The organism is Pseudomonas rhizosphaerae (assembly GCF_000761155.1).
GTDB classification, from domain to species: Bacteria; Pseudomonadota; Gammaproteobacteria; order Pseudomonadales; family Pseudomonadaceae; genus Aquipseudomonas; species Aquipseudomonas rhizosphaerae.
The window spans coordinates 3,106,491-3,130,980 of record NZ_CP009533.1 but is presented as its reverse complement, the minus strand read 5'-3'; the positions used below and the strand labels follow the sequence as shown (position 1 = coordinate 3,130,980).

The window sequence follows — 24,490 nt, the reverse complement described above, 5'->3', positions numbered from 1 at the left end:
ACTGCCCCCTCAATAAACCCGCCGTCGCGGTGCCTGCATGGCACTGGCGATGTCGGCGGCCAGTCGCTCGATATCCGCTTGAGCCAGATTACCAACGCTGACCCGCACCGCCGGCCCACTCTGCAAGCGGAACGGACTGCCACCCTGGACCGCCCAGCCAGTGGAGGCCAGGGCCTGCACTGTCGATGTTTCGTCAATGACCGGCAGCCACAGGTGCAGGCCTTCGCCTGAACTGGACAGGCTCACACCCATGAGTTCGAGTGCTTCGACCAGCGATTGTCGACGGCTTCGATAGGCTGCACCCACTTCCGTCAAGCGGCCCGCTTGCAACATCGTGCTCCACAGATGAGCAGTCAGCCGCTGCAGCAGCAGGCTGACCCAGCGCGGGCCGACTCGTTGCTGGCGTTGCATCTCGCGGTGCAGTGAAACACTGGCGCCCGTAATCGAGACGCGCAGGTCGGGCCCGATGAACTTGCTGGTCGACAGCACATAGAGCCAATGTTGTGGAAGCGGTTGCAACTCGATGGTCGGCGCCTGGCTCAACGGCCCCCAGTGATCGTCGATCACCAGCAGAGTGTGCGGAGCGTTCTGCAGCGCTGCCGACCATTGCTGCCAGCGCGGGGTATCGAACGAGCAGCCGGTTGGGTTCTGCGCGCGGGGCGTCAGTACCACGGCAGCCGCGCCACGCAGCACCTCCGCCGCCGGGACCAGCGCGCCGTGCTCGTCCATGCCCAGTACCCCTGGCTTGAGCTGCAGCCCGGCCAGCAGGTCGCGCAACGGCGGCCAGCACGGATCTTCGATCAGCACCGTGGCGCCCGGTCGGCAGCGTGCGCGCAGCGCTCTCTCGACAGCGTCCAGCGCACCGCAATACACGCCCACGTGCTCGTTGGGCAGTTGCTGGCTGTCGAGCCAGTCGCTTGCCAGGCCCAACAGCTGCGGATCGTCGCCGAACTGGTCGAAACCATTCTGTTTGACGTTGCGCCGTAGCCAGTCGAGATCGGGCGTTGGCAGCAGCGCGGCATCCAGATTACCGCTGGCCATGTCGCCCAGTCCCGCGGGAAGCACGAAACCGTGTTCGGCGATAGCCGACGCAGGCTCGCTGACTCGCGTGCCGCGGCGCCCATCGGTCGTCACCAGACCGCTGTCGCGCAGCATTCGGTAGGCCCCCGCGACGGTATTGGGGCTGACAGCAAGCTGCCTGGCCAGGTCGCGCACCGACGGCAGCGAAGCGTTTTGAAGCAAATCACCTTGGCGTATCTGCTGCTCGATAGCGTTTGCGATCTCGACGGCAGTGGACGCATTCGTCAATAATGTATTCATACATTCATATTATTGTATTGGTACATAAATGAAAAGTGCGTTGGTATTGCGGCATATCGCCTTCGAAGACCTGGGCAGTCTGGCCCCGGTGCTGGAAGCCGAAGGATATGAAATCAAAATGATAGAGGCGCCATTGCACCCGCTGGCGTCCCTCGATGTGACATCCGCAGACCTGTTGATCATTCTGGGCGGGCCTATCGGTGCTTTCGACGAGGCGCAGTACCCCTTCCTGCTGGACGAACTCGAACTCATCCGCCAACGCCTGGACAGCGGCAAACCCATGTTGGGGATCTGCCTGGGCGCACAGCTGATCGCCCGCGCCCTGGGCGCCAACGTCGCCGCCATGGGCCACAAGGAAATCGGTTTCGGCCCCATCACGTTGACCGACGCCGGACGCAACTCTGTCCTCGCGCCCTTGGCACGGGGAACCCCCGTGTTGCACTGGCACGGCGATCAGTTCGACATTCCTGCCCAGGCCGTGCGGCTCGCCGCCACCGACGCCTGCCCCCATCAGGCATTCAGCGTGGGCGATCAGGTCCTTGCACTGCAATTTCATCTCGAAGTGGCACCCCAGGCGCTCGAAGCCTGGCTGGTCGGCCATGCCAACGAGCTGCATCAGCAGCGTATCGACCCCCGCGAACTGCGCGCCCAGGCTCAGGCCGCGGGCGGTGCAGGTATACAGATGGCCGACGCGATCCTGACCGACTGGCTGGCGCGGCTGCGATGAGCGAAGAGCTGCCCGTCATCGAGTTGCGGCAGGTGCTCGCCGGTACGTCTCGCCCCTTCACTCGCCCAGGCAGTTTCACCGGAATCGACAAGGTGTCGGTCTCCGGGCCGGTTGACGTGGCAGCGCTGGGTATCATGGGCGATGAGCAGGGGGATCGACGCATCCACGGAGGCCCCGACAAAGCCATCCACCACTATCCGTTCGAGCACTACCAAGCGTGGTTGCAGCTCATCGGTAATCATCCGCGCCTCGCACAGCCAGGTGCTTTCGGCGAAAACCTGTCGACTGTCGGTGTGGACGAAAGCCGGGTGTGCCTGGGTGACATCTTTCGATGTGGCAGCGTGCTGCTGGAAGTCAGCCAGACGCGCCAGCCCTGCTGGAAGCTCAACGATCGCTTCGAAGTGAGCGATATGGCCTTGCGCATGCAGGCCAGTGCAATGACGGGCTGGTATTACCGAGTTCTGGAGGACGGTGTCCTGCAAGCAGGCGACCCCATCGTGCTGCAGGACCGCCCGATCCCCCAGTGGTCGTTGCGCCGAGTCATTGCGCTGTTGTACCAGCGCTCGCCGAACGTCGATGAGTTGAGCCAATTCGCGCAATTGCCGCTCGTACCTTCCTGGCGCGCGCTCGTGGAGCGGCGCCTGTCGACGGGTCAGGTCGAAAACTGGGCCAGCCGAGTGCTGGGCCCACCTTCAGGAGAATAGAAAACCATGCAGCACTTTCGCGTCACCGTTCATTTGCACCGGGCGTATTGGTGCCAGATCGATATCGAACATGCGGCTGCCGAGCATGCATTGGCAGATGTAACCCGCCGCTTCCCTGAAGACGCGGGCTACACCGTGGATGTGCAACGCAAGACGGGTGAGCGCCGGTTGCTGGAATCCACACCCGACGGGATTCGGTTGCTGTATGCGCAGGGCATGTTTGCAAAGAATTGAATGCCGTCAACGGCGTCATTGGTTGAACATCATAGGTAAAAAGGTACGCAGCACGTGAATATGGAAATGGGTCCGGAAAGCCATGATGGCGTCAGGAACATGCTGGAGAAGTTATCTTCGTTGTGGAACGTGAGGGCGGCAGTCAACAACGACGCGACCCCTTATAGTGAACTGCTCTTCGAACAAGGCAGGTTGGACTTCAGCGAGTCGCTGGTGCCTTTTAGAAACCATCCCACATGGCAAGCGGCGTCAGCTGAAATGAAATCCAGATGCCTGTCCTATGGCTGGATTATCTATAACCTCAAAACCATCTATATCGAATGCGACATCGTGACACCCGCCTGTGAGGACATCATCAAGAGGCCGCCTGTCGAGTCCCGCAACCGTGAAATCCTGCAGCGGGTGATGTCCGAAGCCCTGCTCGACGAAGCGCTTCATACCAAGATGTCGATAACGGCATGCAATTACATCTATCTGAACCGAAAGCTGCCCTACCTCGATTTCAGTGACTTCAATCTCGTCCGCTGGCGAGAGCAGATACTGTCTACGTGTACGGCTGAATGGCAGCGGCGGCTGACACGCTTCGGTATTGCCTGTGCCAGTGAAACCTTGATCACTGACTATCTCAAAACCTTGTCCGAAGATGACGCCATCCAGCGCGTGTGTCATGAGGTCACCCGTACTCACGCAGTAGATGAGTGGAGTCATTCAAGTGTTTTCAGCTTTGTAGCCTGCGATATCGTCCATACGCTCAGCGTTCGTGAGCGGGCGTACTTGCACGCTGTCATTGCCAAGACCGTGGAGATGTTTGCCGACAACGAACTGGGTGCCTGGGCTCAGGCGCTTCCTCTGGCAGGATTCCAGGGGCATGAGGCAATGCTTCTGGAATGTTCCCGATCAAGCGAAGTAGAAATCTACACCGAGTCGGTTTCCAGTCTGCTCGCACGTATAGGTCTGCAGTAGATGGCACTTTTGGCCAACAGCGATTCATCTGCCGTGGAACCGGCCGCGTCAGGTTTTCTGCGCTGTGATGGGGTGTGCGATGTTGCAGAGAACGTTAAAAGGTTTGTCTTCACGGTACTCGATGAGCAACGTGCAGAGGAATATGTCCCAGGCCGCTACCTGATACTTGAATACGCAGGTGCTACCGGTCAAGTTCGCAAGGCCTGCTATTCGATAGTTGCATGTCCTACCCGCTGGCAAGTCGAGATCATCGTCCAGCGGGTCCCTTCCATGGGGTTGTCAGAGGCGATGTTCAGCCATTTGATGGTCGGCGCCTTGGTGCGTTGCGTGGGTGTTGCAGGTGATATCACGGCGCAACGGATGTCCGGCCTGGATAGCGTGGCGCTGTTGGCCGGTGGTATCGGTTTTACCTTGCCTTGGGCATTGATACGCGAATTCAGGCAGTGGGCGCGGCAAGGCCGCCAAGTGCCACGGACTACATTGCTGTTGTGCACGCCCTCCCTGGAAACCGTGCCTTGCTTTGCCGAATTGATGGCCCTGGAGCTTTGCGAACAATGGTTCACCTTGCGCATCCATGTCACCCGGCAGTCGGTGTATCAAGACAAAGGATGCGTGTGGAGGGGGCGTCCAAGCCAAGCCGTACTGGATGCCCTGGACACGCCGCAGGGCGTGGTGATTTGCGGTAGCCAGGCATTTGTCCGCGAAATGCACCAGGCCATGACGGTTCGACAGGGTGCTGCCCGTTACTTCATCGAAGCATTCGGCCCGCCCGATTCGCCGCTGCCCTCGGATCAGGGCAACCCTGGCACGGTACGCATGAAGATACCCGCGTCAGGGGTCGAGTTCGACGCGGTCCATTCATTGACCCTGCTTGAGCAATTGGAAGCCCAAGGCCAGAAAGTGCGCAGTCAGTGTCGTGCCGGAATCTGTGGCGCCTGCAAGATCAAGGTTCTGAAAGGGGAATGTCGTCGCGAGGCGGATTTTGCCTTGAGTGCACAGCAGCACGCAGCTGGGTACGCTTTGGCCTGCTGCAGTTATCCTATGGGCGATGAACTCACTCTGTGCATCCAGAGATCGTGAAGCGGACAGCGCGAGAGCGTGCCCGGTATCATGGGAGCTCATCGCGGCGCACGTGCTCGAGTCGATACCGCTCCCATCACACCCCTCGTCTTTTGGCCCTTGATTCCCATGCTACTGACCCTCTACCTGATCGCCATCACCGCTGAAGCCATGACCGGCGCCTTGTCTGCAGGACGGCGCGGGATGGACTGGTTCGGCGTGGTGCTGATCGCCTGTGTGACGGCATTGGGCGGCGGCTCGATGCGCGATGTGTTGCTGGGGCACTACCCGCTGACGTGGGTCAAGCACCCTGAATATCTGGTGCTGACCAGTGTTGCGGCGTTGGTCACGATCTTCATCGCGCCGCTCATGCGCCGCTTGCGCTCGCTGTTTCTGGTGCTCGATGCGCTGGGGCTGGTGGCGTTCACGCTGATCGGCACCATGACCGCCCTGGAGCTGGGTCACGATTATCTGGTGGCGTCCATCAGCGGCATGATTACCGGGGTCTTCGGTGGCATTCTGCGTGACATCCTCTGCAACGACATTCCCCTGGTGTTCCGCCGTGAGCTGTATGCCAGCGTTTCATTCGCCTCGGCCTGGTGCTTTCTGGGCTGCACCTACCTGGAGCTGGTGCCAATCCAGGCGCTGTCGATCACCTTGTTCGGTGGCTTCCTGCTGCGCCTGTTGGCTATTCGCTTCCACTGGGAAATGCCCAAGTTCGTCTACGACGACCGTTGAGCATGGGCCGCCAGGGCCCATTCGACGTGTTCGCGGACCAGCTCGCTGGGGTGTTCGCGGCGCGTCTTCAGGGCTTCGAGTACCGGGATGCTCGACGGCGCGTTGCCCAAACCGACTGCCAGGTTGCGCAGGAAGCGCTCGTAACCGGCGCGGCGCAGGGGCGAGCCTTCGGTGCTGCTCAGGAAGTGCGCTTCGTCCCACAGAAACAGCTGGGCCAATTCGGCGTTGTCCAGCTGGTGCCGCGGCTGGAAATCGCCTTCGCCCGAGGGGCGGGCGAAGCGGTTCCAGGGGCAAACGATCTGGCAATCGTCACAACCGAACACGCGGTTGCCGATCAACGGCCGCAACTCCGTGGGAATGGAACCCTTGAGCTCGATCGTCAGGTAGGAGATGCAGCGACGGGCGTCCAGTACATAGGGCCCGACGAAGGCGGCAGTGGGGCAGATCTCCAGGCAGGCCGTGCAGCGTCCGCAGTGTTCGCTGGCGTGCGCTTCGTCGACCGGCAACGGCAGGTCGACGAACAGCTCGGCGAGGAAGAAGTAGCTGCCGGCCTTGCGGTTGAGGACCAGCGTGTTCTTGCCGATCCAGCCTAGCCCCGCCTCCTGCGCGATGGCTTTCTCCAGCACCGGCGCACTGTCGACGAAGGCACGGAAGCCGAACGGGCCGATGTCCTGCTGGATACGCTCGGCCAGGTGCTGCACCCGCTTGCGGATCAGCTTGTGGTAGTCGCGGCCCAAGGCATAGCGCGAGACGTAGGCTTTTTCCGGCTCGGCCAGGCGTTGCGCCATGTGCGTGTCGCCAGGCAGGTAGTCCATGCGCAGCGAAACGACGCGCAAAGTGCCGGGCACCAGCTGTTCGGGATGTGAACGCTTGCTGCCATGGGCAGCCATGTAGTCCATTTCGCCATGGTAGCCAGACTCCAGCCAGCGCTCCAGGTGTTGTTCATGCTCGGCCAGGTCCAGGCCGGCGATGCCGACTTGCTGGAAACCCAGTTCGCGCCCCCATTGCTTGATGGAGAGCGCCAGGGCGGGAAGGTCGATGGTGGGAGCAGACATGCGAGCGAGGAAACCGGTGCGGAGGTGGGTATAATTCTGCCAGACATCGACAGCAAAGGTTCAAGCATGCCGCCAGACACGCAAATACCCGACGTAGTGCACAGCCAGCCAGCGGCCGCCGTGGCCCTCAACCCGGCCACCTTGCCGGTCCTGTCGGCGCGGCCGATGGATGCGCACAAGGGCATGTACGGCCGTGTGCTGGTGATCGGCGGCGACCACGGTACCGGCGGCGCGGCACTGCTCAGCGCCCAAAGCGCGCTGCGCAGCGGGGCCGGCATGGTCTCGCTGGCCACCCGCGGCGAGCACGTGGCGCCGGCGCTGGCGCGCCTGCCGGAAGTGATGGTGGCCGATATCGCCTCGGCCAATCAGCTCCTGCCAATGGCCGAGGCCGCTACCGTGCTGGTGGTCGGACCCGGCCTGGGCCAGGCCGGTTGGGGCCGCAGCCTGCTGTCGGTCGCAGCCAGCCAGGACAAGCCCCAGGTGTGGGACGCCGATGCGCTGAACCAGTTGGCCCAGGGCGCCGTGACGCTGCCCGCCGATGCGGTGCTGACCCCGCACCCCGGTGAAGCGGCGCGGTTGCTCGGCATTTCCACCGCGCAGGTCCAGGAAGACCGCCCCGCTGCAGCCCAGCGCCTGGCCCGGCAATACGCGGCGGTGTGCGTGCTCAAGGGCGCCGGCAGCCTGATCGCGGCGCCCGACGGTCGCCTGGCGATTTGCGAGCACGGTCACCCGGCCATGGCCACCGGCGGGCTGGGCGATGTCCTCGCCGGGCTGATCGGTGCGCTGCGTGCCCAGGGTCTGGACGGCTACGATGCGGCCTGCCTGGGCGTGTGGCTGCACGCCTGCGCCGGAGAACGGTCGGGCGAGGGCGGCCGCGGCCTGGCGGCCAGCGATCTGATCCCTGCCATTCGTCAGTTGCTCGAGGAGCACTATCCGTGTCTGAAGTAGAACTTTTCATCGAAGGCGAGGATGCGATGGTCGCGTTCGGTGCGCGCATGGCAGAGGTCACCCAGGGCCATGGGCTGATCTTTCTGGAAGGCGATCTGGGCGCTGGCAAAACCACCTTTTCCCGGGGCCTGATCCGCGGTCTCGGGCACGTAGGGGCGGTCAAGAGCCCGACCTTCACCCTGGTCGAACCTTACGAAATCGGGGCTATAAAAGCCTTTCACTTCGACCTCTATCGCCTTGTTGATCCTGAAGAATTGGAGTATCTGGGCATCCGCGACTACTTTGAAGAAGACGCCTTGTGCTTGATCGAGTGGCCCCAACAGGGCGCGGGCTTTTTGCCAAAGCCTGACCTGACCATTACCATAAGCCCGCAAGCGGCCGGAAGGCTGTTGAAGTTATCGCCACAGGGCCCACGCGGTGCGTCCTGGTGTGCCGCTGTGGCACAGAAATCCAAATAATTTGATGGGGTTAGGTATGCGCATTCGCGCGCTGGTCGCGGTCGTTGGTCTGATGTTGACGGGTTTTGTCGTCAATGCCGTGGCCGCTACACAAGTCAAGAGCGTGCGCTTGTGGCGAGCGCCGGACAACACCCGGCTGGTCTTCGACCTCACCGGTCCGGTCCAGCACAGCGTGTTCACGCTGTCGTCGCCCGACCGACTGGTGATCGACATCAACGGCGCAACCGCGGCGGGCCCATTGAGCGTGGCCCCTGGCGATTCCCCCGTCACCAGTGTGCGCTCGGCGCAGCGCACACCTACCGATCTGCGCGTCGTGGTCGACCTGAAAAAGGCCATTACCCCCAAGAGCTTCACCCTGGCGCCCAACCAGCAATACGGCAACCGTCTGGTGGTGGACTTGTTCGACTCGGCAGCCGATGCCGAGCCTACGCCGTCCCAGCCGGTCGTCGCTACCACGCCGGCGGTGCCGGTCACGCCGACTCGCCCGGCCATCAAGTTGACCCCGGTGCCCAATGGCAAGCGCGATATCGTCATTGCCATCGATGCTGGTCATGGCGGCGAAGACCCGGGCGCCTCGGGCCCGCGCGGGCAACACGAAAAAGACGTGGTGTTGCAGATCGCCAAGGAGCTGCAACGCCAGATCAACGCCGAACAAGGCTTCCGCGCCGAGCTGACGCGTACCGGCGACTACTTCATTCCGCTGCGCGGGCGCACTGAAATCGCCCGCAAGAAGGGCGCCGACCTGTTCGTTTCCATCCACGCCGATGCCGCGCCATCCTCGGCGGCTTTCGGTGCGTCGGTGTTCGCCTTGTCCGAGCGTGGCGCCACCTCTGAAACCGCGCGCTGGCTGGCCGACACCGAAAACCGTTCCGACTTGATCGGTGGCGCCGGCAACGTCAGCCTGGATGACAAGGACCGCATGCTCGCTGGTGTGCTGCTGGACCTGTCGATGACCGCCTCGCTGACCTCCAGCCTCAACGTGGGCCAGAAGGTGTTGAGCAACATCGGCCAGGTGACGCCGCTGCACAAGCGCCGTGTCGAGCAGGCCGGGTTCATGGTATTGAAATCCCCCGACATTCCTTCGATTCTGGTGGAAACCGGGTTCATTTCCAATTCCAACGAAGCCAACAAACTGCAGAGCTCGGGTCACCAGCAAGCGCTGGCGCGCTCGATCCGCACCGGTGTGAAGCAGTTCTTCCAGCAGAACCCGCCGCCAGGGACCTACATGGCCTGGCTGCGTGACACCGGCAAGATCGCTCGCGGCCCCAGCACCCACGTGGTGCGTCCCGGCGAAACCCTGGCCATGCTGGCCGCCCGCTACGACCTGGGCATCGCTACCTTGCGCAGCGCCAATGACTTGAAAACCGATGAACTGAAAATTGGCCAGGAAGTCACCATCCCCAGCACTGCCCTGGCGTCCCAGTAATGGTTGAATCATCTCGTATCGAGCTGCTCAGCCCGCGGCTCGCCAACCAGATCGCTGCCGGCGAGGTGGTCGAACGCCCGGCCTCGGTGATCAAGGAACTGCTGGAAAACAGCCTGGATTCGGGCGCTCGCCGCATCGACATCGAAGTCGAGCAGGGTGGCGTCAAGTTGCTGCGCGTGCGCGACGATGGCAGCGGTATCTCGGCCGACGATCTGCCGCTGGCTTTGGCGCGTCATGCCACCAGCAAGATTCGCGACCTGGAAGATCTGGAGCGCGTGATGAGCCTGGGCTTTCGCGGCGAAGCGCTGGCTTCGATCAGTTCGGTGGCGCGCCTGACCCTGACCTCCCGCACCGCGGCGGCCGACCAGGCCTGGCAGGTCGAAACCGAAGGCCGCGACATGGATGCCCGCGTGCAGCCTGCCGCGCACCCGGTGGGCACCTCGGTCGAGGTTCGCGACCTGTTCTTCAACACCCCGGCACGGCGCAAGTTTCTCAAGACCGAGAAGACCGAGTTCGATCATCTGCAGGAAGTCATCAAGCGCCTGGCACTGGCCCGTTTCGATGTCGGCTTTCACCTGCGGCACAATGGCAAGAGCATCCTCGGCCTGCACGAAGCCCATGACGAAACCGCCCGCGCACGCAGGGTCGCCGCAGTCTGCGGGCCGGCGTTTCTCGAACAGGCCATGCCGATCGAGGTCGATCGCAACGGCTTGCGCCTGTGGGGCTGGGTGGGCTTGCCGACGTTTTCCCGCAGCCAGGCCGACTTGCAGTACTTCTTCGTCAACGGCCGAGCGGTGCGCGACAAGCTGGTCGCCCACGCCGTACGGCAGGCCTACCGCGACGTGCTGTTCAACGGTCGCCATCCGACGTTTGTCCTGTTCCTGGAAGTCGACCCAGCGGTGGTCGACGTCAACGTGCACCCCACCAAGCATGAAGTGCGCTTTCGCGACGGGCGCATGGTGCACGACTTTCTCTATGGCACCTTGCACCGTGCCCTGGCCGACGTGCGTCCCGAAGACCAGTTGGCAACCGCGCCGACGCAATCGCAGGCGCCGCGACCCAGTGGCGCCCAGGCCGGCGAGTTCGGTCCTCAGGGTGAAATGGGCCTGTCGGCGAACCTGCTGCAGCCGCCCATGGCTGCGCCGCAGTCGAACGGTGGTTCCGGTGGCGGTTACTCGTATACGCCGCGGCCGACCGCCGCCTTGCCGGTGGCCGAGGCGCAAAGCGCCTATCGGGAATTCTTCGCGCCGTTGCCCACTGCAGGCAGCAGCACTGCGCCGATCCCCAGCCTGCCGCAGAGCCAGGGTGACATTCCCCCGCTGGGCTACGCGCTGGCGCAGCTCAAAGGCATCTACATCCTGGCCGAAAACGCCCAGGGGCTGGTCCTGGTGGACATGCATGCAGCGCACGAGCGCATCATGTACGAGCGCCTGAAGATCGCCATGGCCAACGAGGGCCTGAGCGGGCAGCCACTGCTGGTGCCCGAGTCCCTGGCCATGAGCCAACGCGAAGCGGACTGTGCCGAAGAGCATGCGGCCTGGTTCCAGCGCCTGGGCTTCGAGCTTCAGCGGCTCGGGCCGGAAACCGTGGCCATCCGCCAGATCCCGGCGCTGCTCAAGCAAGCCGAAGCCAATCGCCTGGTGGGCGATGTGCTGGCCGACCTCATGGAGTACGGCACCAGCGACCGCATCCAGGCCCACCTCAACGAACTGCTGGGCACCATGGCCTGCCACGGCGCCATTCGCGCCAACCGCCGCCTGGCCATCCCGGAGATGAACGGCCTGCTGCGCGATATGGAAAACACCGAGCGCAGTGGCCAGTGCAACCATGGTCGACCGACCTGGACCCAGATGGGCCTGGACGACCTGGACAAACTTTTCCTGCGCGGACGTTGATCGATGAGTGGCCTACCTCCGGCGATCTTCCTCATGGGGCCTACTGCCGCCGGCAAGACCGATCTCGCTATCGAGCTGAGCAAGGTGTTGCCGTGCGAGCTGATCAGCGTCGACTCGGCGCTGGTCTACCGCGGCATGGACATCGGCACGGCCAAGCCGTCGCCCGCAGTGCTGGAAGCCCACCCACATGCTCTGATCGATATCCTTGACCCGGCGCAAAGCTACAGCGCCGCCGACTTTCGCCGCGACGCGCTGCAGGCCATGGCGCAGATCACCGCGCGCGGCAACATTCCGCTGCTGGTGGGCGGCACCATGCTGTATTTCAAGGCCCTGCTCGAAGGGCTGGCAGACATGCCCGGCGCCGATGCGCAGGTGCGCGCCGACCTGGAAGCGCAGGCCGCTCGCGACGGCTGGCAGGCGTTGCACGACCAGCTCGCGGCGATCGACCCGGTATCCGCCGCGCGCATTCATCCCAACGATCCGCAACGGCTGGTCCGGGCACTCGAGGTGTACCGCGTGAGCGGGTCGAGCATGACCGAGCTGCGTGCGCGACAATCTGCGCAAAGTACCGAACCAGGCGCATTGGCAAGCGGGCAATTGCCCTATACTGTGGCCAACCTGGCCATCGCGCCTACTGACCGTTCGGTGCTGCATGAGCGAATTGCCCTGCGTTTCGAACAAATGCTGGAACAAGGCTTCGTTGATGAGGTCACTGCCTTGCGTGCTCGAAGTGACTTGCATGCAGGGCTTGCGTCTATACGAGCGGTAGGCTATCGGCAAGTCTGGGATCATCTGGATGGCAAGCTGACCGAGGTGCAGATGCGCGAACGCGGCATCATCGCCACGCGCCAATTGGCCAAGCGGCAGTTCACCTGGTTGCGCGGTTGGGCCGATCTGCACTGGCTCGACAGTCTGGCGGGCGACAATCTGTCTCGCGCCTTGAAATACCTGGGCTCGGCCTCCATATTGAGCTGAGTCCCGCAATTGCCGTCTATCCTTGGGGTCTGACGGTCAGAGCCTTTATCTTTTTACAGCTTTTCCACTATTGATCCTTAAAGGAGTGCGGCACATGTCAAAAGGGCATTCGCTACAAGACCCTTACTTGAACACCTTGCGTAAAGAGAAGGTCGGCGTCTCGATCTATCTGGTGAACGGTATCAAGTTGCAGGGCCAGATCGAATCGTTCGACCAGTTCGTCATCCTGCTGAAGAACACTGTCAGCCAGATGGTCTACAAACATGCAATTTCCACGGTTGTACCGGTGCGTCCGATTCGTCTGCCCAGCGCGACCGAATCCGAGCAGGGCGACACCGACCCAGGTAACGCTTGATAGGAGTCTGCCTTGTTCTTTGAGCGCCACGGTGGTGGTGAGCGAGCGATCCTCGTTCATCTGGACGGTCAGGACCCTGAGGCGCGTGAAGACCCGCAGGAGTTTCAGGAGCTGGCCATTTCGGCCGGCGCCGAGACTGTTGCATTCGTCAATGTCGCCCGTCATCGGCCCAGTGCCAAATTTCTGATCGGCAGTGGCAAGGTCGAGGAACTGCGTGATCAGGTCAAGACCGAACACGCGGATCTGGTGATCTTCAATCACACCCTCACACCCAGCCAGGAACGCAACCTCGAGAAGGTCTTCGAGTGCCGCGTGCTGGACCGTACCGGTCTGATCCTGGATATCTTCGCGCAACGCGCTCGTACCCATGAAGGCAAGCTGCAGGTCGAACTGGCCCAGCTCGAGCACATGAGTACACGGCTGGTTCGCGGCTGGACTCACCTGGAGCGCCAGGGCGGTGGTATCGGCCTGCGCGGTCCGGGTGAAACCCAGCTGGAAACCGACCGGCGCCTGCTGCGGGTACGCCTGCGCCAGATCAAGCAGCGCCTGGAAAAAGTGCGCAGTCAGCGCGAGCAGGCCCGTCGCGGACGTCGGCGTGCCGATATTCCATCGGTGTCCCTGGTGGGCTACACCAACGCCGGCAAATCGACCCTGTTCAACGCCGTCACCCGTTCCGAGGTGTACGCGGCCGACCAGTTGTTCGCCACCCTCGACCCGACCTTGCGCCGGCTCGAGTTGAACGACCTGGGGCCAGTGATCCTGGCCGACACGGTGGGCTTCATTCGGCACCTGCCGCACAAGCTGGTCGAAGCGTTCCGTGCCACCCTCGAGGAATCGAGCAACTCCGACCTGCTGCTGCATGTGATCGACGCCCATGAGCCCGAGCGCATGGCGCAGATCGAGCAGGTCATGGCGGTCCTTACCGAGATCGGCGCGCAAGGCTTGCCGATCCTCGAGGTGTATAACAAACTCGATCTGCTCGAGGGCGTCGAGCCGCAGATACAGCGCGATGCGGACGGCAAGCCCGTACGGGTCTGGGTGTCGGCGCGCGATGGCCGCGGTCTTGAGCTGATCAAGCAGGCGGTCGCCGAATTGCTGGGCGAAGACCTGTTCGTCGGGACGCTGCAGTTGGGCCAGAACCTTGGCCGTCTGCGTGCCCAGCTGTTTTCGCTGGGCGCGGTGCAAAGCGAAGCGCATGATGAGCAAGGTGGCAGTCTGCTGGCAATCCGCCTGCCGCGTGCGGAGCTCAATCGCCTGGTCAGTCGCGAAGGCATGGAGCCCGCTGAATTCATCGAGCAACACACTTTGCAATAAAAGCCTGACGTGGCAGCTGTGCTGTCATGTCGGGCATTCTGTAGCATTGGTCGGCGCGCCGTGGGTGCGTCTTTGCTTTATCAGATGGAGAGCGCTATGGCTTGGAATGAGCCGGGTGGCAACTCGAACAATCAAGATCCTTGGGGTGGTAAACGCCGTGGAGGCGACCGCAAGGGGCCACCGGATCTCGACGAGGCCTTCCGCAAGCTGCAGGACAGCCTGAACGGTTTGTTCGGCGGTGGAAAGAAACGCACAGGTGGCGGTGGCGACGGGGGAGGCACGTCCAAGGGCGGTGGTCTCGGCCTGTTGGGCATCGGCCTTGCCGTGCTCGGCGCTATCTGGCTGTACAGCGCGGTGTACGTGGTCGACGAGCAGGAGCAGGCCGTGGTGTTGCGCTTCGGCAAGTACTACGAAACCGTGGGTCCAGGCCTGAACATCTACTTCCCGCCGATCGATCGCAAGTACCTGGAAAACGTCACGCGCGAGCGTTCGTATACCAAGCAGGGCCAGATGCTCACCGAAGACGAGAACATCGTCGAGGTGCCGCTGACCGTGCAGTACAAGATCACCAACCTGCAGGACTTCGTCCTGCGCGTCGACCAGCCTGAAATCAGCCTGCAGCATGCCACCGACAGTGCGCTGCGCCATGTGGTGGGCTCCACCGCCATGGACCAGGTGCTGACCGAAGGCCGCGAGCAGATGGCCGGCGAGATCAAGGAGCGCCTGCAGCGTTTCCTCGACACCTACCAGACCGGTATCACCGTCACCCAGGTCAACGTACAGAGCGCGGCGGCCCCGCGTGAAGTGCAGGAAGCCTTCGACGACGTGATTCGTGCCCGTGAAGACGAACAGCGCTCGCGCAACCAGGCTGAAGGCTATGCCAACGGCGTGATTCCCGAGGCTCGTGGTCAGGCCCAGCGCATTATCGAGGATGCCAACGGTTACCGTGACGAAGTCGTATCGCGCGCCAAGGGTGAGGCCGATCGCTTCACCAAGCTGGTCACCGAGTACCGCAAGGCGCCCGACGTGACCCGCCAGCGCCTGTACCTGGAAACCATGCAGGACGTCTACAGCAACACCAGCAAGGTGCTGGTGGCCAGCAAGGAAGGTCAGAACAACCTGATCTACCTGCCGCTGGACAAGATGGTCGGTGGTGACCGCAACAACAGCACCACGCCCGCCGCTGCCACGCCTTCATCGGCGAGCGACGCCGCCGGCGCACGCGCCGCAGCCGACCTGCAGCAGCAACAGCGTGAAATGCGTTCAAGGGAGAGTCGCTGATGGGCAATAAATCTGTGATCGCCCTGATCGTCGCCGTCGTCCTGGCGGTGGCAGCATGGAACTGCTTCTACATCGTGGCGCAAACCGAACGTGCGGTCCTGCTGCAATTCGGTCGCGTGGTCCAGGCCGATGTCCAGCCTGGCCTGCATGTGAAGCTGCCGTACGTCAACCAGGTGCGCAAGTTCGACGCACGGCTGATGACCCTCGACGCCCCGACCCAGCGGTTCCTGACCCTGGAGAAGAAAGCGGTGATGGTCGACGCCTACGCCAAATGGCGCGTGAAGGATGCCGAGCGCTACTACACGGCCACTTCCGGCATGAAGCAGATCGCCGACGAGCGTCTGTCGCGTCGTCTGGAATCGGGCCTGCGCGACCAGTTCGGCAAGCGCACCCTGCACGAGGTGGTATCGGGTGAGCGTGACGCGTTGATGTCCGACATCACCACGTCGCTCAACCGCATGGCAGACAAGGAGCTGGGGATCGAAGTCATCGACGTGCGCGTCAAGGCCATCGACCTGCCCAAGGAAGTCAACCGCAGCGTGTTCGAGCGCATGAGCACCGAGCGTGAGCGCGAGGCGCGCGAGCACCGTGCCAAGGGTAACGAACTGGCCGAAGGCATCCGTGCCGATGCCGATCGCCAGCGTCGTGTTCTGCTCGCCGAAGCCTATCGTGAGTCCGAGGAAGCGCGCGGTGACGGTGATGCGCAAGCGGCGTCCATCTACGCCCAGGCTTATGGCCAGGATCAGGAATTCTATTCCTTCTTCCGCAGCCTGCAGGCGTACCGCCAGAGCTTCGCCAACAAGAGCGACGTGATGGTGCTGGACTCCAAGAGCGATTTCTTCCGCTTCATGGAGAAGTACAAGCCCTGATCGGCTTTCCCCGCCGGGCGGTTTAACCGTTCGGCGGGGTGAACGATCGGCGAAACGTGTGTATGATGCGGCAGCCGGGAAATTCCCGGCTTTTTTGCGTCTGCAAGATCGATTGGCCGATTCATAGGCCCGGTTCATGAGGACATTGCCCCGCGACATGCTTGCGGTGGGCGATTTCTGCTTCACTCAAGGCTAGCCCGACGGCAGGCCACCCGGATCATAGGGGAAAGGCGTAATGGCAACGGTAGACCGCTGGCTGCTGCCAGATGGCATCGAAGAAGTACTGCCGCCTGAGGCTGCGCGCATCGAAGTCGCGCGGCGCCAGGTGTTGGACCTGTTCCAGAGCTGGGGTTACGAGTTCGTCGTGACCCCGCACATCGAATACCTCGAGTCGCTGCTGACCGGCGCCGGCCAGGACCTTGATCTGCGCACCTTCAAGGTGATCGACCCGCAATCGGGCCGGCAGATGGGTTTCCGTGCCGACATCACGCCTCAGGTGGCGCGTATCGATGCGCACACCCTGCGCCGCGAAGGGCCGAATCGTCTGTGCTATGCCGGCAGCGTGCTGCATGCGCAGCCGCGAGCATTGTCCAGCTCGCGCAGCCCCATCCAGCTGGGCGCGGAGCTGTATGGCGATGCCAGCCCGAGCAGCGACGTGGAAGTCATCAGCCTGATGCTGACCATGCTCGAGATGGCCGACGTACCAGACGTGCACATGGATCTGGGGCATGTCGGTATCTACCGCGGCCTGGCCCGCGCGGCGGGCCTGTCGGGCGACGTCGAGCAACAGTTGTTCGATGCCTTGCAGCGCAAGGCCATCGACGAAGTGATTGCCCTTACCCAAGGGCTGCCAGCCGACCTGGCCGAGATGCTGCGCGCCCTGGTCGGACTGTGTGGCGGGCGTGAAGTGCTGGCCCAGGCCAAGGTACGTCTGGCCAATGCACCGACGGCAGTGCTGACGGCGCTGGATGACCTGCTGGCAATCGCCGAGCGCTTGTCGTTGCGTTTTCCAGAATTGCCGCTGTACTTCGACCTGGGCGAACTGCGCGGTTATCACTACCACACCGGCGTGGTGTTTGCCGTGTTCGTTCCAGGCATGGGCCAGTCCATCGCCCAGGGCGGCCGCTACGACGACATTGGTGCGGACTTCGGTCGCGCCCGCCCGGCCACGGGGTTTTCCACGGACCTCAAGTCCCTGGTTACCTTGGGCCAAGCCCGGATCGAATTGCCGTCCGGCGGCGTGTGGATGCCTGACAGCACCGATGCAGCATTGTGGCAGGCGGTCTGCCAGCTGCGCCGCGAGGGCCAGCGCGTGGTCCAGGCCCTGCCGGGCCAGACGATCGAGGCTGCTGGCGAGGCAGATTGCGACCGTCAATTGATTCAGCAGAACGGACAATGGCAAGTACTGCCACTGGCCTCTTGAGTTTTCCTGCCGGCCGCTGCCGGCACCAAGTTTGCGCGAATGAGGACAAGTGTTATGGGTAAGAATGTCGTAGTCCTGGGCACCCAATGGGGTGATGAGGGCAAAGGCAAGATCGTTGATCTGCTGACCGAACATGCTGCCGCGGTAGTGCGCTATCAAGGCGGCCACAACGCCGGCCACACCCTGGTGATCGACGGCGAGAAAACCGTCCTACACCTGATCCCCTCGGGCGTACTGCGCGAAGGCGTGCAGTGCCTGATCGGCAACGGTGTGGTAGTTGCACCTGACGCCCTGCTGCGCGAGATCACCAAGCTGGAAGAGAAAGGCGTACCGGTGCGCGAGCGCCTGCGTATCAGCCCGTCCTGCCCGCTGATCCTGTCCTTCCACGTGGCGCTGGATCAGGCCCGCGAAAAAGCCCGTGGCGAGCTTAAGATCGGTACCACCGGTCGTGGCATCGGCCCGGCGTACGAAGACAAGGTCGCACGTCGCGGCCTGCGTGTTGGCGACCTGCTGAACATGCCGCGCTTCGAAGAAAAGCTGCGTGAGTTGGTGGATTACCACAACTTCATGCTGGTGGGCTACTACAAAGAGCCGGCCATCGAGTTCGAAAAGACCCTGGCCGAGTGCAAGGAATACGCCGAGCTGCTCAAGCCGCTGATGCTGGACGTGACTGCCGAGCTGCACGACCTGCGTCGCGCCGGCAAGGACATCATGTTCGAAGGCGCCCAGGGTTCGTTGCTGGACATCGACCACGGCACCTACCCCTACGTGACCAGTTCCAACACCACCGCAGGTGGCGTTGCGACCGGCTCGGGCGTCGGCCCGATGTTCCTGGACTACATCCTGGGCATCACCAAGGCGTATACCACCCGTGTAGGTTCGGGTCCGTTCCCGACCGAACTGTTCGACGAAGTCGGTGCGCACCTGGCCAAACAAGGCCACGAATTTGGCGCGACCACCGGCCGTGCTCGCCGTTGTGGCTGGTTCGACGCCGTCATCCTGCGTCGCGCTATCGATGTGAACAGCATCTCGGGCATCTGCCTGACCAAGCTGGACGTACTCGATGGCCTGGAAACCATCAACATCTGCACCGGCTACAAAGATGCAAACGGCAACGACGTTGCCCCCACCGACGCCGACAGCTACGTAGGCCTGCAGCCTGTGTACGAAGAAGTGCCGGGCTGGACCGAATCGACCGTGGGCGCCAAGACCCTGGAAGAGCTGCCCGCCAACGCTCGCGCCTACATCAAGCGTGTCGAAGCGCTGATCGGCGCACCGATCGACATCGTATCGACCGGTCCGGATCGCAACGAAACCATCGTGCTGCGTCACCCGTTCGGCTGATAGCGGTTCGTGCATCACAGCAAAAGGCCCTTCGGGGCCTTTTGTCGTTTCAGGGACAGGTCATCCGTCCGGCACGGCGTTTGCTGTGTGATTCCGAATCAGGTGCCAGTATTACGATGGCGTCAATAAAAAGGGGATTCACATGTCCGCTGTCCTTTCTCTTCTGCGCAGCCGTTTGCTGCGTCCGGTTTTCATCGCCTTGGGTATCGCTCTTTTGGTGCAGGTACTGGCGGCCATTGCGCTCACGCGAAGCACGGTGACCGCGCTCGAGGCGGATCTGGACCAGCGCATGGCCCAGGACAGCCAACGGCTGACGGGCGAGCTGCAAAGCGCCAGCGCGGAGGTGTCCTCCGGTCTGGAGAGTCTTTCCGGTAATACCCGCCAGCGCCTGAGTGCCGGTTTGTCGGCGCGACTGACCCAGGAGCAGGCGCAGATTCGAGCGACCCTGGACAAGGACCTGCAGGAATCGGCCACCGATATGGCCGAGCTGCTGGCTTCGGTCGCGCCGCGGGCGATGTGGGACAACGATGTGCCGACGCTTTCCGAGTTCGCCCGCCGCGCCCAGCGCAATCCCAATGTGCTGTTCGTGATCTACAACGATGCTCAGGGCGAGCACCTGACCCGTTACCTGAACCGCGACAACCCGATCAACCAGGCGCTGCTGGCCAAGGGTGCAGGCGAGCGAGCCTTGGACAAGGTGCTTGATGCGGCCAAGACGGATCCGTCGGTGATCTATGTCGAGGCTTCGATCAGCCCCAATGGCGTGGAGATCGGTCGCGTGTTGATGGCCGTGTCGCGTGCAGGCGTCGAGGCCGAAGTGACTGAGCTGGACAAGCGTTTTGCCGCACTGATCGCCAATGCCGGGCAATTGGTGGGCGAAAGCCTGCAAGGCGCCTCGGCCGAAAGTGCCAAGGCCCTGCAAGCGCGTCTGCAGTCGGCGGAATCGGCGGCGACGACCATGCAGGCCAATACCCACAGCACGGTGCAGGCCGCTGCGGCGCAGTTGCGCTGGCGCATCGGGCTGTGCCTGGCCCTGGTGGGGCTGGTGATGCTGGTGGTGCTGGCCGCAGTCCTGGGGCGGCGTGTGGTGCACCGGCTGCGTTTGCTGGTCGGTGCGCTGGACGACCTGGCGGCGGGTGAGGGGGACCTGACCAAGCGGGTCGCTATCCACAGCCGCGACGAGATTGGCGACATGGCGGCGGCGGTCAACCGTTTCGTCGACAAGCTGCAGCCCATCGTACGCGAAGCAGGCGAGGTGGCGCACAAGACCGGGGTCGAGATCGGCAGCATGGCCCAGCGCAACGCCGGTGCCGACGACGCTGCCCGCTTGCAGCGCGATGAAGTGGCGCAGAGCCTGCACGACCTGTCGCAGATGGCCGACGAGGCTCAGGCCGAGAGCCAGGCGATGCAGTCGGCCTTGCAGCAGGTGGCGCAGATCCGTCGGGCCACGGATGACAACACCCGTGCCTCGCAGCAGGTCGGTGGCTTGATCGAGGCGTTGGCTGGGCAGGTGCAGAACGGCTCCAAGGTGATCGAACGCTTGGCCGAGCAGAGTCAGCAGATCGAAGTGGTGTTGACGGTGATCCATGGGATCGCCGAGCAGACCAATCTGCTGGCGCTCAATGCCGCCATCGAAGCCGCGCGGGCCGGAGAAACCGGACGTGGTTTTGCCGTGGTCGCCGACGAGGTGCGGGCGCTGGCGAGCAAGACGCAGAGCTCGACCGGCGACATCCAGGCGCACATCGGCGCGTTGCAGGCTGGCGCGCGCGAGGCGGTGGCTGCCATCGGCCAGGCCGGACGTCAGGCGGACGAAGGCTTGGCGGTGCTGCGCGACAGTGCGCGGTTGCAGCAGGCCGTGCAGACCTCTGTGGAGCAGGTGCATTCGGCGATCGGCCTGGCCACGCAGGCCGCCGAGCAGCAAGCGCGCGGCGCGCAAGCCGTGAAGGGCAGGGTGGAGGTGATTCATGCGCAGGCGGAGAAAGCGGCGTTCGCCGTGCAGCAAACCACCGCCAGCAGCAGGGAACTCGACAAGCTCGCGGCCCAGCTGAAAGCCAGCCTGGGCCAATTCCGTGCCTAGATGCCCGCCTGTAGGAGCGGTCATAGGCCGCGAAAGGCGCACTGCGGTCTACCTGACGAACCGCGTTGCCCTTTTCGCGGCCACGGACCGCTCCTACAGGAGGGCCTAACGTGTTTGGTTCAGATACATCCGGGTCGTGAGCAGGTACACCGGCACACCTGAAATCAGAATCAGCAGGGCCGCATAGGGCGCTGCGGCAGCGAATTCCATGTTCGAGGTGTGCGACCACACCTCGGTTGCCAGGGTGGTCATGCCGGTAGGGGCCAGAACCAGAGTGGCAGTGAGCTCCTTCATGCCGTCCAGGAACACCAGCGCGAAGGCTGCGGCCATGGCCGGGAAGATGATGGGCAACGTCACCCGGCAGAAAGCGGAAAAGGGCGTAGCACCCAGGGTGCGCGCCGCTTCTTCCAGTTGCGGCGCGGCCTTGTTCAGAGCGGTGCGCACCGGCGCCTGCGCCAGGGGCAGGAACAGCAGCGCGTAGGCCAGCAACAGCAAGCCGGTGGTCTGGTACATCGCCGGCACATAGTGCAGGGCGAAGTACACCAGGGTCAGTGCGATCACCAGCCCTGGCAGGGCATGCAGCAGGTAAGGCAAGCGCTCTGCCCAGATCGCCAGGCGACCGCGATGGCGCACTACCAGCAGGCCGACGGGCAATGCCAGCGCCAGGCACAGGGCCGCCCCACCCAACGCCAATGACAGCGAGGTCAGCAATGCCTCGCCAATGGCCGCCACGGGGAAAGCGGCCGACGAGCCCTTCACCAGCCAATAGCCGAGCATGGCCAGCGGTACACCGCTGCCGATGACCACCAGCAGCAGGCAATACAACTGCGCCACTATGCGCCAGCCACCCAGCTGCAACGGCGTCGCACGGCGGGCCGCGCCCTGACCGGTACGAACATGGCGCGCGGTACCGCGGACTTTCAGCTCCAGCCACAACAGCAACAGGCACAGCACCAACAGCAGCGCCGAAAGCATCGCTGCATTGGTGTTGCTGAACTCCAGCTCGAACTGTTGGTAGATCGCCGTGGTAAAGGTCTGCAAACCCAGGATCGACAGCGCACCGAACTCCACCAGCATGTGCAGCGCGATCAACAGTGCCCCGCCCAGCACGGCGGGCCACAGCAGCGGCAGCGTGACCTTGAAGAACACCCCGGTGCGGTTCAGCCCCAGCGTGCGCGCCGACTCTTCCAGCGAGGTATCCAGATGGCGCAAGGTAGCCGCGACCGGAAGTAACACCAACGGGTATTTCGACAGCGTCATGACCAGGATGGCGCCGCCCAGCCCTTCGAATCCGGAACTCAGCGAAACCCAGGTGAAGCTGCTGACGAAGGCGGGCACCGCGAACGGCAAACACAGGATCACGCCCCACAGGCGTCGGCCCGCCAGATCGGTGCGCTCGAGCAGCCAGGCCAGGCTCAGGCCAATGACCACGCACGCAGCCGTTACCCCGGCCATCAACATCAGGGTGTTGCCCAGCAAGCGCAGGACGTAGGGTCGCCACAGCAGCCTGATCGCTTCGTGCAGCCCGGCCTGCCACGCCTTTAGACCCACGTAGAGCAAGGGCAGCAGGCTCAGCCCGACCAGCAGCAGGACCGGTGCGAGCACCCAGATCGAGGGGCGCTTGCGTCGCACCGCCGGGATGACGGAGGGGGTGATCAATTCAGGCCAACGTCCCGTTCCAGGTCCAGTGCCTCGTCGGCGGCGCCGATATCGGCAGGCGTCACGTTGGGTGCGCGCAACTCTTGGAAAGGCTTCAAGCCGCGGTCCGAGACCATGCCCTTGTGCAAAGGGTATTCGGCGGTAGCCTGGGTGATGACGCGCTGACCTTCTTCGCTGGCCATATAGGCCAGCAGCGCCTGCGCTTCCCGAGGGTGCTTGCTGGACTTCAAGGCGGCTGCCGACGACACGGTGATCAGGCCCCCGACATCACCTTCCTGGGCATAGCGCAGGCGGGATTCCAGGGTGCCTTTCTCCCGTTGCAATGCGAACCAGTAGTAATTGTTGACCAGTACGGCGGCGATTTCTCCGTTCTCCACGGCCTTGAGCGCCACCATGTTGTTGGAGTAGGTCTTGCCGAAGGCGCGCAGCCCGGTCAGCCATTCCTCGGCAACGTCCCGGCCATGAACCTGGATGATAGCCACGGCTTGCTCCTGAAATGCGCCGCTGGTGGGTACGAAACCGATTTTGCCCTGCCATTGCGGCTGGGCGAATTCGAGGATGTCATTGGGCAGGTCTTTTTCGTCGATCAGCTTGGGGTTGTAGGCCACTACGCGAACCCGCGCGGTGACGCCCATCCAGGTACCGTCCTTGGCAACGTATTCCTTGGGGAGCATGGCCAGGGTGGTGTCGTCGATCTTGGCCAGGAAGCCTTTTTGCCCCAGGCTGTAGAGCGGTGGAGACTCTTCGGTATAGATGACATCGGCAGGCGAGCGGTCGCCTTCCTCCATCACCTGGCTGGCCAGTTGATTGCTGCTGCCCTTGCGGACGTTGATGTGAATCCCGGTCTTGGCCTCGTAGGCCTGTGCGATGGCCTCACCGATTTCCTTGTGCTGACCGTTGTAGAGCGTCAGCTCGACCTTGTCGGCAGCCTGGGCCAGCGGGGTCGCCAGGACGATGCCCAGCAGGCATGCCCCGAGCGCGCGCAGCAGGGAATGGAAATTGAGTATCGTCATGGACTACTTCCTTACGGCAGGGCAGCGGAATCTTGAAACAATTGTAAACGATATGGGTTCTCAGGTGCTCGTGCGCCGTTCGAGCCCACCGTAGGAGCGGTCATCGGCCGCGAAGGGTGCGCCGTGGAGTATCTGCGGCACCAAGTCGCCTGTTTCGCGGCCACGGACCGCTCCCACGGTGAGAGAGGACGAATTTACGAATCCCAGAAACGCAAAAACCCGCTTTCGCGGGTTCTTGTGAAGAATTGGTGCCCAGAAGAAGACTCGAACTTCCACGACCGTAAGGTCACCAGCACCTGAAGCTGGCGTGTCTACCAATTTCACCATCTGGGCAGCATCAGCAGCGTTGTACGCCGTTGATGGGGCGCACTATACGGCGGACCTTTTGATCTGTAAACCCCTGTTTTGATTTTGATAATTCAAAACATCGACCGGGCTGACGGATGCCTAAAACGCAAAAACCCGCTTTCGCGGGTTTTTGTGAGTGGCACAAGATTGATGTAATCTCATGTCCTGAATTGGTGCCCAGAAGAAGACTCGAACTTCCACGACCGTAAGGTCACCAGCACCTGAAGCTGGCGTGTCTACCAATTTCACCATCTGGGCAACATCTGCAACGCTGTGCGTTGTCGATGGCGCGCACTATACGGAGC

Annotated in this window: 21 protein-coding genes, 2 tRNA genes and 1 pseudogene; 18 read left to right on the top strand and 6 right to left on the bottom strand. The window is 62.9% G+C overall.

Annotated features, from left to right (window positions below; all coding sequences use genetic code 11):
- Positions 1-9: 9 nt before the first annotated feature.
- Complete coding sequence (locus LT40_RS13875) at positions 10-1,320, bottom strand: aminotransferase class I/II-fold pyridoxal phosphate-dependent enzyme (RefSeq protein WP_043191170.1); 1,311 nt, start codon at positions 1,318-1,320, stop codon at positions 10-12.
- A 28-nt stretch (positions 1,321-1,348) separates the two neighbouring features.
- Between LT40_RS13875 and LT40_RS13870 the strand changes: the two genes are divergently transcribed.
- The 6 genes from LT40_RS13870 (at position 1,349) to LT40_RS13845 (ending at position 5,745) form a co-directional block, all read left to right on the top strand.
- Positions 1,349-2,047 carry a glutamine amidotransferase gene (locus LT40_RS13870; RefSeq protein WP_043191168.1) on the top strand — a complete coding sequence of 233 codons (699 nt, stop codon included), beginning with the start codon at positions 1,349-1,351 and terminating at the stop codon, positions 2,045-2,047.
- A complete protein-coding gene (locus LT40_RS13865) occupies positions 2,044-2,751 on the top strand; it encodes an MOSC domain-containing protein (RefSeq protein WP_197982678.1) in 708 nt (235 codons plus the stop codon). Before LT40_RS13870 ends, LT40_RS13865 begins: the two co-directional genes overlap by 4 nt.
- 6 nt (positions 2,752-2,757) lie before the next feature.
- Positions 2,758-2,985: a hypothetical protein gene (locus LT40_RS13860; protein WP_043191165.1), complete on the top strand. Its 228-nt coding sequence runs from the start codon at positions 2,758-2,760 to the stop codon at positions 2,983-2,985.
- 60 nt (positions 2,986-3,045) lie between these two features.
- On the top strand, positions 3,046-3,948 hold the full coding sequence (locus LT40_RS13855; protein ID WP_043191162.1) for a diiron oxygenase: 903 nt from the start codon (positions 3,046-3,048) through the stop codon (positions 3,946-3,948).
- Positions 3,949-5,028, top strand: coding sequence for a 2Fe-2S iron-sulfur cluster-binding protein (locus tag LT40_RS13850; protein ID WP_052393432.1), 1,080 nt, complete (start codon positions 3,949-3,951; stop codon positions 5,026-5,028). It begins immediately after the preceding gene.
- Between the two features lie 108 nt (positions 5,029-5,136).
- The gene (locus LT40_RS13845; RefSeq protein WP_043191159.1) at positions 5,137-5,745 is read left to right on the top strand and encodes a trimeric intracellular cation channel family protein; all 609 of its coding nucleotides are present in this window, start codon (positions 5,137-5,139) and stop codon (positions 5,743-5,745) included.
- On the opposite strand, the gene queG is transcribed toward LT40_RS13845, so the two are convergent.
- Complete coding sequence (queG, locus tag LT40_RS13840; RefSeq protein WP_043191157.1) at positions 5,730-6,800, bottom strand: tRNA epoxyqueuosine(34) reductase QueG; 1,071 nt, start codon at positions 6,798-6,800, stop codon at positions 5,730-5,732. The genes LT40_RS13845 and queG overlap by 16 nt on opposite strands.
- Positions 6,801-6,941: 141 nt before the next feature.
- On the opposite strand from queG, the pseudogene LT40_RS13835 reads away from it, so the two are divergent.
- The 12 genes and pseudogenes from LT40_RS13835 to LT40_RS13780 form a co-directional block, all read left to right on the top strand.
- Positions 6,942-7,748, top strand: a pseudogene (locus LT40_RS13835) (NAD(P)H-hydrate dehydratase); the annotation flags it as partial.
- Entirely contained in the window at positions 7,736-8,206 is a 471-nt protein-coding gene (gene tsaE / locus LT40_RS13830; RefSeq protein ID WP_043191156.1) for a tRNA (adenosine(37)-N6)-threonylcarbamoyltransferase complex ATPase subunit type 1 TsaE, read from the top strand. The pseudogene LT40_RS13835 and the gene tsaE, both read left to right, overlap by 13 nt.
- A gap of 16 nt (positions 8,207-8,222) precedes the next feature.
- Entirely contained in the window at positions 8,223-9,632 is a 1,410-nt protein-coding gene (locus tag LT40_RS13825) for an N-acetylmuramoyl-L-alanine amidase (RefSeq protein ID WP_043191153.1), read from the top strand.
- Positions 9,632-11,527, top strand: coding sequence for a DNA mismatch repair endonuclease MutL (gene mutL / locus LT40_RS13820; protein ID WP_043191150.1), 1,896 nt, complete (start codon positions 9,632-9,634; stop codon positions 11,525-11,527). The genes LT40_RS13825 and mutL overlap by 1 nt, the downstream gene beginning before the upstream one ends.
- A gap of 3 nt (positions 11,528-11,530) precedes the next feature.
- Positions 11,531-12,502 carry a tRNA (adenosine(37)-N6)-dimethylallyltransferase MiaA gene (miaA, locus tag LT40_RS13815; RefSeq protein WP_043191147.1) on the top strand — a complete coding sequence of 324 codons (972 nt, stop codon included), beginning with the start codon at positions 11,531-11,533 and terminating at the stop codon, positions 12,500-12,502.
- A gap of 94 nt (positions 12,503-12,596) precedes the next feature.
- Positions 12,597-12,857 carry an RNA chaperone Hfq gene (gene hfq / locus LT40_RS13810; protein ID WP_043191144.1) on the top strand — a complete coding sequence of 87 codons (261 nt, stop codon included), beginning with the start codon at positions 12,597-12,599 and terminating at the stop codon, positions 12,855-12,857.
- Positions 12,858-12,869: 12 nt separating this feature from the next.
- Positions 12,870-14,171: a ribosome rescue GTPase HflX gene (gene hflX, locus LT40_RS13805; protein WP_043191142.1), complete on the top strand. Its 1,302-nt coding sequence runs from the start codon at positions 12,870-12,872 to the stop codon at positions 14,169-14,171.
- Between the two features lie 96 nt (positions 14,172-14,267).
- A complete protein-coding gene (gene hflK / locus LT40_RS13800) occupies positions 14,268-15,452 on the top strand; it encodes an FtsH protease activity modulator HflK (RefSeq protein ID WP_043191141.1) in 1,185 nt (394 codons plus the stop codon).
- A complete protein-coding gene (gene hflC / locus LT40_RS13795) occupies positions 15,452-16,321 on the top strand; it encodes a protease modulator HflC (protein WP_043191139.1) in 870 nt (289 codons plus the stop codon). Before hflK ends, hflC begins: the two co-directional genes overlap by 1 nt.
- Before the next feature lie 235 nt (positions 16,322-16,556).
- Positions 16,557-17,744 (top strand): ATP phosphoribosyltransferase regulatory subunit, encoded by a 1,188-nt coding sequence (locus tag LT40_RS13790; protein WP_043191138.1) that lies wholly within the window; start codon positions 16,557-16,559, stop codon positions 17,742-17,744.
- Between the two features lie 54 nt (positions 17,745-17,798).
- Entirely contained in the window at positions 17,799-19,088 is a 1,290-nt protein-coding gene (locus LT40_RS13785; RefSeq protein WP_043191136.1) for an adenylosuccinate synthase, read from the top strand.
- 142 nt (positions 19,089-19,230) lie between these two features.
- Positions 19,231-21,165 carry a methyl-accepting chemotaxis protein gene (locus LT40_RS13780; RefSeq protein ID WP_043191134.1) on the top strand — a complete coding sequence of 645 codons (1,935 nt, stop codon included), beginning with the start codon at positions 19,231-19,233 and terminating at the stop codon, positions 21,163-21,165.
- A gap of 105 nt (positions 21,166-21,270) precedes the next feature.
- Here the strand turns inward: LT40_RS13780 and LT40_RS13775 are convergent, their stop codons facing one another.
- From LT40_RS13775 to LT40_RS13760, 4 genes are all read right to left on the bottom strand, one after another.
- Positions 21,271-22,824, bottom strand: a complete 1,554-nt coding sequence (locus LT40_RS13775) for an ABC transporter permease (protein WP_148308562.1) — start codon at positions 22,822-22,824, stop codon at positions 21,271-21,273.
- Entirely contained in the window at positions 22,821-23,837 is a 1,017-nt protein-coding gene (locus tag LT40_RS13770) for an extracellular solute-binding protein (protein WP_043191132.1), read from the bottom strand. Before LT40_RS13770 ends, LT40_RS13775 begins: the two co-directional genes overlap by 4 nt.
- Positions 23,838-24,083: 246 nt before the next feature.
- Positions 24,084-24,170: transfer RNA gene (locus LT40_RS13765), tRNA-Leu, on the bottom strand.
- Between the two features lie 186 nt (positions 24,171-24,356).
- Positions 24,357-24,443 (bottom strand) — tRNA-Leu (locus tag LT40_RS13760).
- Positions 24,444-24,490: the final 47 nt, after the last annotated feature.

Coding starts and splice junctions, on each gene's coding strand:
- mutL (WP_043191150.1), top strand. CDS start 9,632: ATGGTTGAATCATCTCGTATCGAGCTGCTCAGCCCGCGGCTCGCCAAC.
- hflC (WP_043191139.1), top strand. CDS start 15,452: ATGGGCAATAAATCTGTGATCGCCCTGATCGTCGCCGTCGTCCTGGCG.
- LT40_RS13875 (WP_043191170.1), bottom strand. CDS start 1,320: ATGAATACATTATTGACGAATGCGTCCACTGCCGTCGAGATCGCAAAC.
- hflK (WP_043191141.1), top strand. CDS start 14,268: ATGGCTTGGAATGAGCCGGGTGGCAACTCGAACAATCAAGATCCTTGG.
- LT40_RS13860 (WP_043191165.1), top strand. CDS start 2,758: ATGCAGCACTTTCGCGTCACCGTTCATTTGCACCGGGCGTATTGGTGC.
- hfq (WP_043191144.1), top strand. CDS start 12,597: ATGTCAAAAGGGCATTCGCTACAAGACCCTTACTTGAACACCTTGCGT.
- LT40_RS13780 (WP_043191134.1), top strand. CDS start 19,231: ATGTCCGCTGTCCTTTCTCTTCTGCGCAGCCGTTTGCTGCGTCCGGTT.
- LT40_RS13790 (WP_043191138.1), top strand. CDS start 16,557: ATGGCAACGGTAGACCGCTGGCTGCTGCCAGATGGCATCGAAGAAGTA.
- LT40_RS13870 (WP_043191168.1), top strand. CDS start 1,349: ATGAAAAGTGCGTTGGTATTGCGGCATATCGCCTTCGAAGACCTGGGC.
- LT40_RS13825 (WP_043191153.1), top strand. CDS start 8,223: ATGCGCATTCGCGCGCTGGTCGCGGTCGTTGGTCTGATGTTGACGGGT.
- LT40_RS13845 (WP_043191159.1), top strand. CDS start 5,137: ATGCTACTGACCCTCTACCTGATCGCCATCACCGCTGAAGCCATGACC.
- LT40_RS13855 (WP_043191162.1), top strand. CDS start 3,046: ATGGAAATGGGTCCGGAAAGCCATGATGGCGTCAGGAACATGCTGGAG.
- miaA (WP_043191147.1), top strand. CDS start 11,531: ATGAGTGGCCTACCTCCGGCGATCTTCCTCATGGGGCCTACTGCCGCC.
- LT40_RS13850 (WP_052393432.1), top strand. CDS start 3,949: ATGGCACTTTTGGCCAACAGCGATTCATCTGCCGTGGAACCGGCCGCG.
- LT40_RS13785 (WP_043191136.1), top strand. CDS start 17,799: ATGGGTAAGAATGTCGTAGTCCTGGGCACCCAATGGGGTGATGAGGGC.
- LT40_RS13865 (WP_197982678.1), top strand. CDS start 2,044: ATGAGCGAAGAGCTGCCCGTCATCGAGTTGCGGCAGGTGCTCGCCGGT.
- queG (WP_043191157.1), bottom strand. CDS start 6,800: ATGTCTGCTCCCACCATCGACCTTCCCGCCCTGGCGCTCTCCATCAAG.
- LT40_RS13770 (WP_043191132.1), bottom strand. CDS start 23,837: ATGACGATACTCAATTTCCATTCCCTGCTGCGCGCGCTCGGGGCATGC.